Source organism: Streptomyces sp. BJ20 (assembly GCF_022869105.1).
In the GTDB taxonomy this organism is placed as follows: domain Bacteria; phylum Actinomycetota; class Actinomycetes; order Streptomycetales; family Streptomycetaceae; genus Streptomyces; species Streptomyces griseoincarnatus.
The window spans coordinates 4552286-4568196 of sequence record NZ_CP094918.1 but is presented as its reverse complement, the minus strand read 5'-3'; the positions used below and the strand labels follow the sequence as shown (position 1 = coordinate 4568196).

Below are 15911 nucleotides of genomic sequence, written 5' to 3'. Positions count from 1 at the left end.
GGCGGCCGGCGGGCAAGCACCCCCGTCTCAGACGACCGCGGACGTCTTCCGCCACAGCTCCGCGAGCGCCTGGTCGCCCGTCACCTCGGGCACGGGGAGCCGGTTCCACAGCGACAAGTACAGCTCGGCGGCCGGACCGGACACCTCGCACTCCGCGTCCCCGGCGGCGTCCCGTGCGGTCACCGGCGGCTCCTGCGACAGCCGTACCGTCCACACCGCGTCCGCGTCCGTCGCGCGTATCCGGAGCACGCGCGGTTCGGGGGTGCGGACCCGGCTCCTGCGGCGGGCGTGGAAGCCGCGCAGCAGTTCGTCCACACCGTCCACCGCGAAGTCCGTGGCGACGGGTGTCGGGTCGCCGCCGCGCGCGGCCTGCGCGTCCCAGCGGTGCACGGCCGTCTCGTGGGCCTGGCGGCGGGCCCAGAAGCCGAGTCCCGACTCGGCGCCGGGCAGGAAGGTCCAGCACGCCACGTCCGGCTTCGCCTCGCGAAGCGTGTCGAGCAGCGCGCGGTGGCCGGCCCGGTACCAGGCGAGCAGCTCCGTACCGTCCAGGTCCGGGTGCTCCTCCATCGGGCGGGGCGTCGGACACGCGTCGGCGACGAAGCCCGCCGCCCACCGGTGCACCACGCCGGTGTGCCGCAGCAGGTCCCTCACCCGCCAGTCCGGGCAGGCGGGCACGGGGGCTCCGGGCCCCGCCTGCTCCGCCGCGTCGGCCAGCGACCGGCCCTCGTGCTCAAGGATCTCCAAGTACCAGGCAGTCTCCATGGCCGGGAGTCTGCCCCACGTAGGGCCCGTGCGGTCAGTGCTTTTCCCGGCGCCCTACGGCAGCGGCGTCCCGCCCGTCGCGTTGACGATCTCGGCGGTGATGTACGACGCCTCCTGCGAGGCGAGGAACACGTAGGCCGGGGCCATCTCGGCGGGCTGGGCCGGACGCCCGATCGGGGCCTGCTTGCCGAACTCCGCGGTGTCCGGCAACGTCGCCGGGATCAGCGGCGTCCACACCGGGCCCGGCGCCACGGCGTTGACCCGGATGCCCCGCTCGATCAGCATCTGCGCCAGCCCCTGCGTGAACGTGACGATGCCGCCCTTGGTGGTCGCGTAGTCCAGCAGATGCGGACTCGGCTTGTACGCCTGCACGGACGCCGAGTTGATGATGCTGCCGCCCTCCCGCATGTGCGGCACGGCCATCTTGCACAGCCAGAACATGCCGTAGAGGTTGGTCCGCAGCACCCGGTCGAACTGCTCGGTGGTGATCGCCTCGATGCCGTCCGGCTGCGACATCTGGTACGCGGCGTTGTTCACCAGGATGTCGATGCCGCCGAACTCGGAGACCGCCCGGTCGATCAGCGCACGGCAGTTCTCCTCCTCCCGGATGTCGCACGACACGGCCACGGCGCGCCGGCCGGCCTCCTCGACCCAGCGCGCGGTCTCGTCCGCCTCGTCCTTCTCGCTGTCCAGGTACGTGAAGAGCACGTCGGCGCCCTCGCGGGCGAACGCGAGGGCGACCGCGCGGCCGATGCCGGAGTCCCCGCCCGTGATCACTGCCTTGCGGCCGGTCAGGCGGCCGCTGCCCCGGTAGGAGCCCTCACCGTGGTCCGGCGGCGGGTCCATGGGGCCGGTCCAGCCCGGATGAGGCTGGTCCTGGGAGGGGAAGTCGGGGGTGGGCTGCTGGTCGACGGGGTTCTGCTGATCGCTCACGTTCTCTCCCGGATCCGCGGTGGTCGCTTGCGGAGTCCGCCGTGCGGAGGACCGGCGGACTCCGACGACCGGGTACCCCGGGACCGCCCGGCGATCCCCGCCGGGCACTCAGTCCGTCCGCACGTGCCGGGTGGTGAACCCGATGGCGGTGGCCACCGCCGCCAGCACCGCCACGCTGGTGAGAGCGGCCGGGAGGCTGTACCAGTCGGCCATGAAACCGATCGCGGGCGGGCCGAGCAGCATCCCGCCGTAACCCAGCGTGGAGGCGGTCGCCACCCCGCTCGGGCCCGCCAGCGCGCCCGCCCGCTCCACGGCGACCGGGAAGAGGTTGGCGAGCCCCAGCCCGGTGACGGCGTACCCCAGCAGCGCCGCCCACAGGTGAGGGGCCAGCGCGCCGAGCAGCATGCCGGCCGCGGCCGTGGAGCCGCCCACCAGGATCGTGCGGGTGCGGCCGAGCCGTTCCAGCAGCGTGGTGCCGCTCAGTCGGCCGATCGTCATGGCGAGCGCGAAGCACAGGTAGCCGACGGCCGCGGCCCCCGGCGAGGCGTCCAGGTCCTGCTCGAGATGGAGCGCCCCCCAGTCGGCCAGCGCGCCCTCGCCGTAGGCGGTGCACAGCGCGATCAGCCCGAAGACGATCACCAGGGCGCGGGTGCGCCGGTCGCGCCGGGGTGCGGAGCCCTCGGCGGGCCGTCCGCCGTCCGCCGGGGTCAGCGGCTCGCACCGCATCAGCGCCCGCCCCGCGACCGCCGTCACCAGGAGTGCGATCACGGCGAGCCCTGTGAGATGCCGGAGCGGCGACAGGGATCCCGCGACCAGGGCGCCCAGCCCCGCGCCGATCATGCCGCCCAGGCTGAACGCCGCGTGGAAGCTGGGCATGATGGGCCGTCGCAGCGCCGCCACCAGGTCGACGGCCGCGCTGTTGAAGGCGACGTTGATCCCGCCGTAGGCCGCGCCGAAGACCAGCAGCACGGCGCCCAGCGCGAGCGCGGAGTGGGTCAGCGGCGGCAGGGCCACGCTGACGCCGAGCAGGACCGCGCAGACCACGGTGACCAGGTGGCTGCCGTACCGGCGGCACAGCCGGCCGGTCAGCGTCATGGTGATCACGGCGCCCGCGGAGACGCCGAGCAGCGCGAGTCCCAGGGCGCTCGCGGACGACCCGGTCTGTTCCTTGATGGCGGGGATGCGTACGACCCAGCCGGCGAAGACGAAGCCGTCCAGGGCGAAGAAGGCGGTCAGGGCGAGTCGGAGCCGGACGAGGTCGGTACCCGGCACGGCACTGTGCGAACGGGTTTTGTTTATTAGCGGCACAAAGGCAGGCTAGGTGGCGTTCCGATGTCGCGGCAAGAGGCCACGGGGTGCGACGGAAGTGAGCCGGCGCACGGCCGGAGGGGTGGGGAGTTAACCCGTGTGATCGTCCCGGATGGTCAGGTCGCGCGAGATGGCTGAGCGTGGATCAGGCCGGAGCCCGGGAGAGTTGTGCTGACGCGGAGTCAGCTGCCCGGCCTCCAGCGGAAGGACTCTCAGATGCGCTCTGCCCGCATGATGCTCGCCGCCGCGACGGCCACGGCGGCCGTCGCCATCGCCGCCCCCGCGGCCTACGCCGACCACGACGGCGACAGCGGTCACGACAAGTCTTCCTACAGCAAGGAGTACGACAAGGAGAGCAAGCACGACAAGGAAGGCAAGCACGACAAGCCGCACGGCGGGGTCCACGCGGGCGGCGGCGCCCTGTCCGCGGTGACCGGCGACGACGACTGGGGCACCGCCAAGGACCCGAAGTACGACCCCGAGACCTACAAGGAGAAGGGCGACTCGGAGAGCGAGGAGTCCTGGAGCGGCAAGCAGGACAAGGAGTGGAAGCACGACAAGCCGCACGGCGGCGTGCACACCGGCGGCGGCGGTCTCGCCTCGCAGCCCGGTGTCACGGCGGGCGGCCTCGCCGCGCTCGCGGTCCTCGGTACCGGCGCCTACGCACTGCGCCGTAAGAAGGTCTCCGGGAACATGGCCTGAGCCGTGCCCGGGGTCATAGCGGCCGGGGCCGTCCCCGGCGCCCCGCGCGTCACGACGGCCCCGCTCGCCCCCTCTCGAGTCCTCCCTCCCTGACCTGCCCTCCGCCGTGCCCGAACGAGGTGGTTCCCCCGATGCCGGCCAGTGCCCCCACTCCCGTCGAACCCGACCAGGCGTCCCCGACGAGGCGCAGAGTGCGCTCCGTCATGACCGCGGTCTTCTGGGGCGGGGCCGGTCTGCTGCTGGCCACCACGCTGATGGGCGGCGGGGAGGACCCGCCCGACGACGCCCACGGGCCGCACGCCTCCCGCACGGTCTCCGCGGCGCCCTCGGCCGACGCGTCCACCGGGCCGGCCGAGGGCGGGTCCGCCGCATCGGCGTCCCCCGCCGAAGGGTCCCCCGGCAAGCACCTGCCGCGCTCCGCGCCGACGCGGCTGGTCATCCCCTCCATCGGCGTGAACGCCCCCTTCACGGCACTCGACGTCGACAGCAAGGGCCAGCTCGAAGCGCCCCCGCCGAACGACACCAACCTCGTCGGCTGGTACGCCAAGGGCGTCTCCCCGGGCGAGCTGGGCACGGCCATCATCGCCGGACACGTGGACACCAAGACCTCCGCGGCCGTCTTCGCGCGCCTCAGCGAACTGGAGAAGGGTGACCGCTTCCAGGTGCGGCGCGCCGACGGCACCCGTGCCACGTTCGTCGTTGACGAGGCGGAGTCCTTCGACAAGGACGCCTTCCCGAACGAGCGCGTGTACGCCGACACCCCCGACGCGCAGGTCCGGCTCATCACCTGCGCCGGCGCCTACGACCGCGCCGCCAAGGACTACACCGAGAATCTGGTGGTCTTCGCCCACCTGGTCTGAACCGAGGCCCACGACGAACGGCTGCCCGGAGGGGGGAGAGACCCTGCGGGCAGCCGCCTCCGTCAGGCCGCGGAGCACTCCGCGCCGTTCAGCAGGAACACCGCCGGGCTGCTGTTGGTCCCCGGCCGCGTCCCCGTGAAGCCCAGCGCCACCGAACCGGACGGCGGGATCGTCGCCGTGTACGGGACCGCCGCGACGCTCACCTCCGCACCGCTCTGCGTCACCGTCCCGCCCCACAGGCTGGTGATCCGCTGACTCGCCGGGAAGGTCCAGCGCAGCGTCCACCCGTCGACCGCCGTGCTCCCGGTGTTACGGACGACGACCTCGCCCTGGAAGCCGCCGGGCCACTCACCCGTCACCCGGTAGGCGACCGCGCACGACCCGGCCGCCGCACCCGACGCCGTGGTGACGGTCACCGTCGCGGAGCGCGCCGAACGGTTCCCGGCCGCGTCCCGCGCGTACAGGGCGAAGGTGTACGACGTGTCCGCCGCGAGACCGGACACCGTGGCCGTGGTGCCGGAGGCCGAGGCGACGACGGTCTCCTGACCGCCGGCGACCCGCACGACGTCGTAGCCGGTCACGCCGACCGCGTCGCCGGCCGCACCCCAGGTCAGGGTCACGGAGGAGGACGTCACCGCGGAGGCCGCGGGAGCACCCGGAACGGTCGGCGCCGTGGTGTCCTCGCCCGGGCCGCTCCGGTAGACCGCGGCCTCCTCGGACGTGGCGGCGATCCCGTCCGGACCGTCGAAGAGGCGCTTGCCCCAGCTGGTCGTCCGCTCGGGGTCGAAGTTCTCGACCATGTCCAGGTACTCGACCCCGCCGCCGTTGCCGCTCCACGACCAGCCCAGGTATCCGATGCCGAGCTGCCGGGTGACCGACAGGACGGCGTCCTCGTCCGGGTTGCCGTCGGAGTGGTCGTGCCCGAACTCGCCCACCACGACAGGCAGTTTCGCGGTGACGAACCGGTTCAGGTAGTCGCTCACCTCGGCGGCGGTGTCGAAGACGCCGTACATGTGGATGGAGAACACCGTGTTGGCGTCCGGGTCGGCCGCGAACACGGAGGCCGCGTTGTCGCGCATGGTGAACGCCCAGTCCTGGCCCCAGTTGGGGGCGTCGACCATCAGCGTGTGGTCGAACCCGGCGGCCCGCAGCTTCTGGATCGCCGCCTTGGTGTCGTCGGTCCAGCGCGAGTAGCCGGTGTTGCCGTGCGGCTCGTTGCCGATGTTGACGACGACGTGGTCCTCCTGGCCGACCAGCGCGTCGCGCACCTCGATCCAGTAGTCGGCGGCGCGGGACAGCGTCACCGCTCCGCTCTGCTCGCCGTAACCCGTGGTGTCGTGCACCTCCAGGACGCAGATCAGCCGGTTCCGCTTGCACTGCGTGACGACGTTCGCCACGTCCGCGGTGTCGTTGCGGGTCCACCGGTCGCCGCTGGACAGCACCACCCGGACGGTGTTGGCGCCCTTGGCCTTGATGTGGTCCAGCGAGTCGAGCCGGTCGGCGTACCAGGTGTGCGCGTGGTTGACGCCACGCATCACGAAGTCGTTCCCGGACGCCTCGAGGAGCCGTCCGTCCTGCACCCGGAACCCGGTGGGCGCCGCGTGGGCCGGGGTGCCCGGGACGGACGGCGTCAGGAGCAGGCCCGCGAGCGCCGCGAGGAGGGCGGCGGCCCAGGGGACGGTGCGACGGGTGGGTCTCATGGCGGCTCCAGGGGAGGGGTGGGTGAGGGGGTTCGCGTCTCGGTGGGTGCGGGGTGCGGGGTGCGGGGTGCCGGGTCAGGAGGCCGGTGTGGCCGCGCAGCCGGCGAAGGCGGCGGGGGCGGCCGCCCCCGTGGTGGTGGCGACGATCCCGAACGCCGTGCTCGCGCCGGGGGCGAGGGAGCTGTTCCAGCCCGCGTCGGAGACGGTGGCCGTGCCGTCGGCGGCGGTCGTCAGGGCGCCCTTCCACGCCTGGGGTCGCGGCCGGGGCGAGCAGGCCGAGCAGGAGAAGCGGAGCGGCGGCCGGCAGGCCGAACAACGAGCGGATCCGTGAGCCCGGTAAGCGCAGCGCGCGGGGGTCGCGCATGGTGTCCCCTTCCAGCAGGTGGGAGCGCTCCCATGCGGGACATGCAGCCACCGGTGTCGGTACGCGTCAAGGGGTGAGGCGTGGATCCGCGGGGTGACCAGCAGGGGTGGGAAGCGTCGGGCCGGGACACCGTGGGGCGTCCCGGCCCGACGCCGGGGAGTTCGACCGCCGTTCGACGGCTCGGGCGCCTCAGACGCCCCGGTCGGACGGCGTACGGGACTCGGACTCCCCGGCTGTCTCCGGCGTCCCGGCCGGCGTGGCGGTGCGGTGCGGCAGCGCCCTGCGGAGCAGCGGCCAGGCGAGCAGCAGCACCACCACCGCGTACACGGTCACCGAGAACGGAGTGTTCACCAGGCCGGTGACGCTGCCGTCGCTGATCTGGAGCGCGCGGCGCAGTTGCTGCTCGGCGGCCGGGCCGAGGATGACACCGATGACGGCGGGCAGCACAGGCAGTCCGTAACGCCGCATGCCGAACCCGATCAGGCCGATGACCAGCAGCAGCACCAGGTCGATCACCTCGCCGCCGACCGCGTACGCGCCCACCGCCGCGAAGAACATGATCCCGGCGTACAGATACGGCCGCGGGACGCGCAGCAGCTTCGCCCACAGGGGTGCGAGCGGCAGGTTCAGAGCGAGCAGCAGCACCATGCCGACGAACAGCGAGGCGATCAGGCCCCACACCAGGTCGGGCTCACGCTCGAACAGCAACGGGCCCGGCTGGATGCCGTACTGCTGGAAAGCGGCCAGCATCACCGCCGCGACCGCCGTGGTCGGCAGGCCCAGCGTCAGCATCGACACCAGCGTGCCCGCCGCCGAGGCGGACGCCGCCGACTCGGGGCCCGCCACACCCTCGATGGCGCCCTTGCCCCACTCGTCCTTGTGCTTCGACAGCCGCTTCTCCGTCACGTACGACAGGAACGTCGGTATCTCCGCGCCGCCCGCCGGGATCGCGCCGAACGGGAAGCCGATGAGCGGGCCGCGCGCCCAGGACTTCCAGGTGCGCCGCAGATCGGCGCGGCCCAGCCACGGCCGGCCCACCGGGATCGGCTCCGGCGGCCGGCGCCGCAGATGGGCGGCCACCCACAGCGCCTCGCCGATCGCGAACAGACCCACCGCGACGATGACGACGTCCACCCCGTCGGCGAGATGCAGCGAACCGAAGGTCAGCCGCTGCTGCCCGGTCATCTGGTCCAGGCCGATCAGACCGATGGTCAGGCCGATCAGCAGCGAGGCCAGGCCCCGGATCCGCGACGAGCCGAGGACGGACGTCACGGCGATGAACGCCAGCACCATGATGGCGAAGTAGTCCGGCGCGCCGATGTCCACCGCCAGGTCGGCGACCGTGGGCGCGAGCGCCACCAGCAGCAGGGTGCCCACCATGCCGCCCGCGAAGTGGCCGACGGCGGCGGCCGCGAGGGCCTGCGCGCCGCGCCCCGACTTCGCCATCGGGTTGCCCTCCATCGCGGCGACCACGGCGGCACTCTCACCGGGCGTGTTCAGCAGGATCGACGTCGTCGAACCGCCGAACATCGCGCCGTAGTAGATGCCGGCGAACATGATGAACGCGCCGGTCGGGTCGAGCCCGTACGTCACCGGCAGCAGCAGGGCCACCGCCATAGCCGGGCCGATGCCCGGCAGGACGCCGATCGCCGTGCCGAGCAGCACACCCACCGCGGCCCACAGGAGGTTGAGCGGGGTGAGGGCCGTACCGAAGCCGTCCAGCAGGGAGTTGAGGGCGTTCATGTCACAGCACTCCCATCAGCGGACCGCCGGGCAGCGGCACTCCGAGCAGCTTGTCGAACAGGGCGTAGGCGGCCAGCGAGAGCACCGCGGCGATCAGCGGGTCACGGTCCACCCGGCGGCTGCCGAGCGTGTACGCGGCACCCCAGAACAGCAGGGCGCCCGCGGCGGGAAAGCCGAGCGGCTCGATGAGGACGGCGGAGCCGAGGAACACGCCGGACAACAGCAGGACCGTGCGCCAGTCGGCCGGTTCGCCGAGGTCGACGTCCTCCCCGGCCTCCGCCTGGCCCCGGCCGCCGCGGAGCACGTCGACGGCGAGGAGGGTGGCGACGAGCAGCAGACCGATGCCGACCACGACGGGCACGGTCTTCGGCCCGACCGGGCCGCGCTGGGTGATGTCGACGTCCATCGTGAGGGCGTCCGTGAGGACGAGCACGCCGAGGGCGAGGAGGAGGGCGCCGACGCCCAGTTCGGAGTGGTCGCGGAGCCAGGAGCGGGCGGTGCGGGGGGTGGCCGGCGGCACCGGACCGGTCTGCTCGGGCGCCGGGGTGGAGGGAGTGGTCACAGGCCGAGCTCCTTCAGTACCGACACCACGCGCTCGTCCTCGGCGGCCAGGAACGCGCCGAACTCGTCGCCGGTCAGGAACGCGTCGTCCCAGCCGTTGCGTTTCATGGACTCCCGCCACTCCTTCGAGTCGTGCAGCGCCTCCACCAGCCGGACGAGCTTGCCGCGTTCGGCGTCGGTGATGCCGGGCGGGGCGACGACACCCCGCCAGTTCGTGAACTCCACGTCGTAGCCGGACTCCTTGAGCGTGGGCGCGTCGAGGCCCGGCACGCGCTCGGGGCCGGTCACCGCCAGCAGTCGCAGTTCGCCCGCCTCGATCTGGTCGCGGTACTCGCCGACCCCGGAGACGCCGAAGGCGACCTTGCTGCCGAGGATCGAGGCGAGCAGTTCGCCGCCGCCGTCGAACGGGATGTAGTTGACGTCCTTCGGGGCGATCCCGGCGGCCTGCGCCATCAGCATCGGCGCGAGGTGGTCGGGGCCGCCGGGGGAGGAGCCGCCGCCGACGGGGAGCCGGCCGGGGGCTGCCTTCCACGCGTCGATCAGCTCGCCGATCGTCCGGTACGGGGAGTCCTTGGCGACCACCACCACGTCCTGCTCCTCGGTGAGCCGGGCGATGGGCGTGGTGTCGGCGAGGGTGCGCGGCGCGTGGTTGGAGCGGACGGCGCCGACGACGCCGAGCCCCATCGACATCGCCAGTTTGCCGTTGCCGCGCTCGTTCACCAGGCGGGTGAGGCCGACCGTGCCGCCGGCGCCGGGCAGGTTGAACACCTCGACGGAGCGGGTGAGTCCGGCGTCCTCGGCGTTCTTCGCGGCCGTGCGGGCGGTGATGTCGTAGCCGCCGCCCGGCGTGTTGGGGACCATGAGGCGCAGGCCCGGGATGTGGGTGCCGGTCTCGGCGCCGCTGCCGGTCGTGAGCAGCGGGGGGCCCACGAGGACGAGCAGAGCGGCGCCGAGCAGGGCGAGGGGTGTGCGCAGGCGCACGGGTGCCACCACCTGTCGGTCGGGTTGTGCGGGGGTGCGGGATGTGTGGTTCCGGTGAGTTGTTCCGAGGCGCGTCACCCGTGGGGAGGACGGGTGACGCGGGCCACATGGTGCCGGGGCGGGGGCGGGCTGTCGCGGTTACGGAAGCAATGGAGGTTGTGGTCGTTGTGTCAGCGGGGCGGTTGCTCCCGGTGCAGGTCCGGCGCAGGGCGCTGTGCGGGGACGGGGGACGGGGTGATGATGGGGCGCATGTGGGGCGAGGAGGATGTGAGCGGGGTCGGCGGCACGGGCGAGGCCGGAGGGGTCGGCGGGACCATCGGGGTGCTGGTGGTGGACGACGACTTCCGGGTGGCGCGGGTGCACCGGGCGTACGTCGAACGCGTCGACCCCTTCCGGGTGGTCGGGGTCGCGGGCAGCGGTGAGCAGGCTTTGAGCGCCGTCGACGCGCTCCGTCCCGATCTCGTGCTGCTCGACCTGTATCTGCCCGACGTGTTCGGCCTCGATGTCATCCCCCGGCTGCGCACCGCGGGGCACGACTGCGACGTCATGGTCGTCAGCGCCGCGCGCGAGGCGGACGCGGTGCGCGGCGCCGTGCGGCACGGTGTCGTCGACTATCTGCTCAAGCCCTTCGACTTCGAGGACCTGCGGGGGAGGCTGGAGCGGTACGCGGCGCAGCGCGGGATGCTGCGGGACACCGTGGTGCGCGGGCAGGCGGACGTCGACCGGGTGCTGGCGGGGGCGGCGATGTCCGTGCTGACCGTGCCGTCCGGGCTGCGCCGGCTGCCCAAGGGCATGAGTGCGGAGACCGCCGGGCTGGTGGAGCGGACGCTGCGCGAGGCGGAGGGCAGCCTGTCGGCGAGCGAGTGCGCGCGGCTGACCGGTGTCTCGCGGGTCAGTGCGCGGCGGTATCTGGAGTACTTCCACGCCGTGGGGGCGGCCGAGGTGTCGCTGCGGTACGGGGCGACCGGGCGGCCCGAGCGGCGGTACCGGTCCGTGGGGGCGGGACGAGGGGTTGTCTCCGGGGGAGGGCGGGCCTAGGGTCGGGAGCGCGTGGGGAAAGCGCTTACTGCTCCAATGCGTCTGCGTCTTGCTCTCTGCGGTTGCCCCCGCTGACCGAATGGCCTGTTGCTCTCCGAGGAGCGCCGCATGACCTCGTCCTCCGGCCGCCGTCGTGCGGCTGTCGTCGGCACCGGCGCCATCGTCGGCGGCGGGCATCTGCCCGCGCTGCGGGCGCACGCCGACCGTGTCGAACTCGTCGCCGCGGTCGACGTGGACCCCGGCCGGCTGGACGCCTTCCGCGCGGAGGCCGGGGAGGGAGTGGCGGGTTTCTCCTCGACGGAGGCGATGCTCGACGCCGCGCGGCCCGACCTGGTGCTCATCGGCACGCCGCCGTCGCTGCACCGCGAGCAGACCGTCGCCGCGCTGAAGGCGGGGGCCTGGGTGCTGTGCGAGAAGCCGCTGTGTCTGTCGCTCGCCGAGTACGACGAAATCGCGGCGGCGGAGGCCGCGTCCGGGGCCTGTGCCACGGTGGTCTTCCAGCACCGGTACGGCAGTGGCGCCGTGCGCGCCCGGAAGTTGATCCGGGGCGGGGAGCTGGGCGCGCCGCTGGTCGCCCACTGCCAGACCACCTGGCACCGGGACGCCGGGTACTACTCCGTGCCCTGGCGCGGACGGTGGGCCACCGAAGGCGGCGGGCCGACGATGGGGCACGGGATCCACCAGTACGACCTGCTGCTGCACCTGCTCGGGGAGTGGGAGGATGTGCAGGCGATGGCGGCGCGGCTGGTGCACGACACGGAGAGCGAGGACGTGTCGACGGCGTTGGTGCGGTTCGGGAACGGCGCGTTGGCGACTGTCGTCAACAGTGTGCTGTCGCCCCACGAGGTGAGCCGGGTGCGGGTGGACTGCGCGGACGCGACCGTCGAAGTGACGCATCTGTACGGGCACGTGAACGACGACTGGGTGTACACGCCCGCGCCTCATGTGGCGGAGGAGCGGGTGGCCGCGTGGCGTGAGGCGGGGGAGGACGTGCCCAGTTCGCACACCGCGCAGTTGGGGTTCGTGCTGGACGCGTGGGACGCCGGGGTGCGGCCGCCGGGGAGCGGGCGGGAGGCGCGGAACACGCTGGAGTTCGCTGCCGCGTTGTACAAGGCGGCGTTCACGGGGCGGGCGGTCCGGGCCGGGGAGATCGGTCCGGGCGATTCGTTCTACGCGGCCATGCACGGGGGGTCCGGGACGACGTGGACCGGGAAGGGGCGGGCATGACGCTCCGGGTGGTGCACGCGCACGGGGACGCCGTGGGCGTGAGCGTGGGGGACGTCGAGATTCTGCGGTACGTGTACCGGCCCGACCCTGTGGAGTTCGAGTCGCGCAAACCGTACGCGCACCCGGTGCGGACACTCGGCGGGAGGGTGGTGACCGGGTACCGGCCGAACGACCACCGGTGGCACAAAGGGCTGCAGATGACGGCCAGCCATGTGTCCGGGCAGAACTTCTGGGGCGGCAACTCGTATGTGCACGGGCGGGGTTACCTGCCGTTGCCGGAGCGGATCGGACGAATGCGGCACGACGGGTTCTCGTCGTTCGAGGTGGACGAGGAGCGGTTCGCGTGCGTGGAGGAGCTCACCTGGGTGGAGAACGGGGGCGACGCATGGGCGCGCGAGGAACGGGGGTTGAGCGTTCACTCCGTGGACGTGGTGCGGGGCGCCTGGGTGCTGGACTGGTCGATACGGCTGACCAACGTGCGGGGCGAGGAGTTGAGGTTCGGGTCGCCGACCACGGCCGGGCGGGAGATGGCCGGGTACACGGGGCTGCAGTGGCGGGGGCCGCGGGACTTCACCGGAGGGACGGTGTTCGCGCCGGGGAGGGAGGAGGGTGGTCCCGGGGAGCGGTTCATGGGGACGCGGGGCCCGTGGCTGGGGTTCACGGCCGAGCGGGACGGCGTCGACGGGGCGTCGACGGTGGTGTTCGCGCATGCGCCGGAGAATCTGGATCCGGGGCGGGCCGTGCATCCGTCGCACTGGTTCGTGCGGTCGGAGCCGATTCCGTCGGTGGCGTTCTCGTGGGCGTTCTTCGAGGAGTTCGGGCTGCCGGCGGGGGAGTCGTTCGGGTACCGGTACCGGGTGGTGGTCGCGGACGGCGCGTGGGGGAGTGAGCGGGTGGACGAGTTCTTGGCGGGGGTGGAGTGGTGATGCCGTTGCCGGGGGCGGTGGGGCTTTCGCATCTGCGGGCGTACGAGTGGGAGGCCGCGGACGGGGTGTGCGGGGGGAGTCCGCATGTGCATCTGGCGTGTACGGAGGCGTACGTCGTCACCGCGGGGTCGGGGGCCGTGCAGACGTTGAGTGTGGAGGGTGGGTATCGGGAGGTCCCGTTGCGGAAGGGGGTCGTTACGTGGTTCGCGCCGGGGACCGTGCATCGGATGGTGCGGGGGGAGGGTGGTGACGGTGGTGCGTTGCGGGTGACGGTCCTGATGGAGAACAGCGGGTTGCCGGAGGCGGGGGACGCGGTGTTCACGTTCCCGGCGGAGGTGCTGGGGGACGTGGCGCGGTACGCGGAGGCGGCGGACGTGGGGGACGAGACTGCTGCGCGGGGGCGGAGGGATCTCGCGGTGGAGGGGTATCTCGGGCTGAGGGAGGCGTTGAGGGCGGGAGACGTGGAGCCCTACCGGGAGTTCCTGCGGGCGGCGGCGGGGTTGGTACGGGACCGGGTGCCGAAGTGGCGGGAGTTGTGGGAGGCGGGAGCGGTGGCTGCGGTGCGGCGCACGGGGGAGCGGCTGGAGGCGTTGGGGGTGGGGGACGTCAGGTATCTCGAGGGGGCGGGGGTGTGGGACGTCGAGCCGAGCCGGCGGGGCGGGCTGGGCATGTGCGGGTGGCGCGACGAGTACGGGCTGCCGGTGTGACGCCTGCGGCGCAGGATTGCGGTGGGGTGGGGGCGGGCGTAGCGCCCCCGGTGGGGTGGTGGTGCGGGGCCGCGGTGGGGGCGGTCGTCCTCGGTCCGGCGCGAGAGTGCGTCTCGAGAGGTCCAGGGCGCGGACGTGCCGGCCGCTGCGGGCGCCCACCCCCTCCCCGCCGCGGGCGGCCACGCCGACACCGGCGGTGGGCACCGGCCCCGCCACGTGCGTGCGCGCGGAGCTCGGCGGCCGCCGGTCCCGGGACGCCTCGGTGAGGGAAGGCGCTACTCCAGCCACATTCCGTCACGCATGATGACTCTGCCGCGCAGTTCCGGCTCGCCGCGCCAAGCGCGGACAGTCCTCGGGGTTACGCGTATGTACAGAAAGGCATCCGCTTCTTCGCGGGGGTCCCACCCGAACTTGTCGGCGAAGGCGTCCGCCGCGTCTCCGGTCACCTCCTGGTCCGGGAAACAGTCCGCCTCCCCCTGGAGGAGCACCACGTCGAAGGTGTCCGGCAGCGCCAGGCGCACGCGCGGCTCCTTGCCGACGTTCCGCGCAGTCACGGAAGAGGCGCTGGTGCACACCCACACTGCTCGTCCATCCCACAAGAACCAGAGTGGGACCTGGTGCGGCCCGTGATCAGGATGAGCCGTCGACACCCATACATCCCGCTCGGTGACGAGCCGCCCCAGAGCGTCGCGCACACGCTCCGCCGTGCGGCGGCGAACGATTCCCGTGGTCTCCATGCGGACCGACCCTAGCCAGCAGGCGCGAAGCGCGCCTGAGGCGCGGGACCTACTCCCAGCGACCGATGAGGCCGGCTGAAGTGCTCGGTCACGCTGCTCCGGCAGCGGCCGGCTTGTGATCGCGCCTGGTGGCGGCGTCGCCATGCGGACCAGCTGAGCCAGTGGTCCGGGCCGCCCGGCCCCCGCGTCGACGGCCGCGCGGTCGGCGCTCGGAAGGTCGTCGATGCAGGCCTTGGCAGGTCTCGGCGCCGTTCCTTCCGGCTACGAGGACGACCGTGCCCGCACGCGATCTGGCGCCGGGAGTGGAGCCGGTTCCGTCCCCGGCGTCCGTACTGCCTACTTCGGGCGCGGCCCTCGCGAGTACGACGCCGGGAGGCGCGCCGAGGTGACCGCCAGGGCCGTCGCCGCCGACGCCACCCCCAGCACCGCTCCCGCCGCCACGTCCCCCGGGTAGTGCACCCCCGTATGGATGCGGGAGTAGCCCACCGCCCCCGCCAACGCCCCCAGCGGCACCGACGCCGCGGGCAGCACCGTGCCCACCGCCGTGGCGAAGGCGACCGCCGACGCCGTGTGGCCGGACGGGAAGGACGCCGACATCGGCATCGGCACGTGCCGGTCCACCGTCACCCGTGCCGCCTCCCGGTCGGGACGGTCCCGGCGGACCAGCCGCTTGCCGAGCAGGTTGGCCGAGGCGGACGCCACCGCTATGGCGCCGACCCCGGCGAGCGCCGCCCTGCGCGGGCGGGAGCCGGCCAGGGCCAGCGCGCCGGCGATGGCGAACGAGATCTTGGAGTGGTCGGCCGCGTGGGAGAGTCTGCGCAGCGCCCGGTCGAGCGTCGGCGTGGGGGTCGCGGCGACCGCCGCGTACAACGCGCCGTCCACCGCTCTGAGGTCGCTCAGCACCTCGGAGGCGATCCTCCGCAGTCCGTCGGCGGGGGGTACGGGTCTGGTTCGCTCGCTCATCTGTCTCTCCCGCGGTGACATCGTCCAGGTGCCCACGGTACGCATGATCCACGCGGCGGGCCCGCCCGCCCCGTCGGTACCCCGTTCAGGCCGCCCGGAACGTCCGCAGCCGCAGGGAGTTGCCCACCACGAAGACCGAGGAGAACGCCAAGGCCGCCCCGCGATCACGGGGTTCGGCAGACCGGAAGCCGCGAGGGGCAGCGCGGCGACGTTGTAGGCGAACGCCCAGAACAGGTTGGACCTGATCGTGATCGTGCCCAGGGTGCGGCGGGCGGGCCGGACGGCGTCCGTCGCGGCCCTCAGGTCGCCGCGGATCAGCGTGAAGCCGCCCGCCTCGATCGCCGCGTCCGTGCCGGTGCCCATCCCCGGTCTCCTCGCCGCCGTCCGGGAGGAGGACCG

The 15911-nt window shown here is 73.3% G+C and carries 16 protein-coding genes and 1 pseudogene; 6 read left to right on the top strand and 11 right to left on the bottom strand.

What is annotated here, in order from left to right:
• Positions 1 to 27: 27 nt before the first annotated feature.
• The 3 genes from MTR79_RS20475 to MTR79_RS20465 form a co-directional block, all read right to left on the bottom strand.
• On the bottom strand, positions 28 to 762 hold the full coding sequence (locus MTR79_RS20475; RefSeq protein ID WP_189364018.1) for a maleylpyruvate isomerase family mycothiol-dependent enzyme: 735 nt from the start codon (positions 760 to 762) through the stop codon (positions 28 to 30).
• 54 nt (positions 763 to 816) lie between these two features.
• A complete protein-coding gene (locus tag MTR79_RS20470) occupies positions 817 to 1695 on the bottom strand; it encodes an SDR family oxidoreductase (RefSeq protein ID WP_189364017.1) in 879 nt (292 codons plus the stop codon).
• A 108-nt stretch (positions 1696 to 1803) separates the two neighbouring features.
• Entirely contained in the window at positions 1804 to 2967 is a 1164-nt protein-coding gene (locus tag MTR79_RS20465; protein WP_189364016.1) for an MFS transporter, read from the bottom strand.
• A 252-nt stretch (positions 2968 to 3219) separates the two neighbouring features.
• On the opposite strand from MTR79_RS20465, the gene MTR79_RS20460 reads away from it, so the two are divergent.
• Positions 3220 to 3705, top strand: coding sequence for a hypothetical protein (locus tag MTR79_RS20460; RefSeq protein WP_244791678.1), 486 nt, complete (start codon positions 3220 to 3222; stop codon positions 3703 to 3705).
• Between the two features lie 203 nt (positions 3706 to 3908).
• Positions 3909 to 4565, top strand: a complete 657-nt coding sequence (locus tag MTR79_RS20455; RefSeq protein ID WP_048456645.1) for a class F sortase — start codon at positions 3909 to 3911, stop codon at positions 4563 to 4565.
• A 62-nt stretch (positions 4566 to 4627) separates the two neighbouring features.
• Here the strand turns inward: MTR79_RS20455 and MTR79_RS20450 are convergent, their stop codons facing one another.
• The 5 genes from MTR79_RS20450 to MTR79_RS20430 form a co-directional block, all read right to left on the bottom strand.
• The gene (locus tag MTR79_RS20450; RefSeq protein ID WP_189364015.1) at positions 4628 to 6265 is read right to left on the bottom strand and encodes a cellulase family glycosylhydrolase; all 1638 of its coding nucleotides are present in this window, start codon (positions 6263 to 6265) and stop codon (positions 4628 to 4630) included.
• Positions 6266 to 6340: 75 nt separating this feature from the next.
• On the bottom strand, positions 6341 to 6499 hold the full coding sequence (locus tag MTR79_RS20445) for a cellulose binding domain-containing protein (protein WP_279953475.1): 159 nt from the start codon (positions 6497 to 6499) through the stop codon (positions 6341 to 6343).
• A 319-nt stretch (positions 6500 to 6818) separates the two neighbouring features.
• Positions 6819 to 8372 carry a tripartite tricarboxylate transporter permease gene (locus MTR79_RS20440; RefSeq protein ID WP_189364014.1) on the bottom strand — a complete coding sequence of 518 codons (1554 nt, stop codon included), beginning with the start codon at positions 8370 to 8372 and terminating at the stop codon, positions 6819 to 6821.
• Between the two features lies 1 nt (position 8373).
• A complete protein-coding gene (locus tag MTR79_RS20435; protein ID WP_048456646.1) occupies positions 8374 to 8892 on the bottom strand; it encodes a tripartite tricarboxylate transporter TctB family protein in 519 nt (172 codons plus the stop codon).
• A 38-nt stretch (positions 8893 to 8930) separates the two neighbouring features.
• The gene (locus MTR79_RS20430) at positions 8931 to 9914 is read right to left on the bottom strand and encodes a tripartite tricarboxylate transporter substrate binding protein (protein WP_199215650.1); all 984 of its coding nucleotides are present in this window, start codon (positions 9912 to 9914) and stop codon (positions 8931 to 8933) included.
• A gap of 249 nt (positions 9915 to 10163) precedes the next feature.
• Between MTR79_RS20430 and MTR79_RS20425 the strand changes: the two genes are divergently transcribed.
• From MTR79_RS20425 to MTR79_RS20410, 4 genes are all read left to right on the top strand, one after another.
• On the top strand, positions 10164 to 10952 hold the full coding sequence (locus MTR79_RS20425; RefSeq protein ID WP_244791676.1) for a response regulator: 789 nt from the start codon (positions 10164 to 10166) through the stop codon (positions 10950 to 10952).
• A 108-nt stretch (positions 10953 to 11060) separates the two neighbouring features.
• Complete coding sequence (locus MTR79_RS20420) at positions 11061 to 12179, top strand: Gfo/Idh/MocA family oxidoreductase (protein ID WP_244791674.1); 1119 nt, start codon at positions 11061 to 11063, stop codon at positions 12177 to 12179.
• The gene (locus MTR79_RS20415; RefSeq protein ID WP_244791672.1) at positions 12176 to 13105 is read left to right on the top strand and encodes a PmoA family protein; all 930 of its coding nucleotides are present in this window, start codon (positions 12176 to 12178) and stop codon (positions 13103 to 13105) included. Before MTR79_RS20420 ends, MTR79_RS20415 begins: the two co-directional genes overlap by 4 nt.
• On the top strand, positions 13105 to 13812 hold the full coding sequence (locus MTR79_RS20410) for a cupin (protein WP_244791670.1): 708 nt from the start codon (positions 13105 to 13107) through the stop codon (positions 13810 to 13812). The genes MTR79_RS20415 and MTR79_RS20410 overlap by 1 nt, the downstream gene beginning before the upstream one ends.
• 275 nt (positions 13813 to 14087) lie before the next feature.
• Here the strand turns inward: MTR79_RS20410 and MTR79_RS20405 are convergent, their stop codons facing one another.
• The 3 genes and pseudogenes from MTR79_RS20405 to MTR79_RS20395 form a co-directional block, all read right to left on the bottom strand.
• On the bottom strand, positions 14088 to 14549 hold the full coding sequence (locus MTR79_RS20405; RefSeq protein ID WP_189364009.1) for a pyridoxamine 5'-phosphate oxidase family protein: 462 nt from the start codon (positions 14547 to 14549) through the stop codon (positions 14088 to 14090).
• Positions 14550 to 14885: 336 nt separating this feature from the next.
• Positions 14886 to 15512 carry a phosphatase PAP2 family protein gene (locus MTR79_RS20400; protein ID WP_244791668.1) on the bottom strand — a complete coding sequence of 209 codons (627 nt, stop codon included), beginning with the start codon at positions 15510 to 15512 and terminating at the stop codon, positions 14886 to 14888.
• Positions 15513 to 15597: 85 nt separating this feature from the next.
• Positions 15598 to 15875, bottom strand: a pseudogene (locus MTR79_RS20395) (heavy metal translocating P-type ATPase); the annotation flags it as partial.
• Between the last annotated feature and the right edge of the window lie 36 nt (positions 15876 to 15911).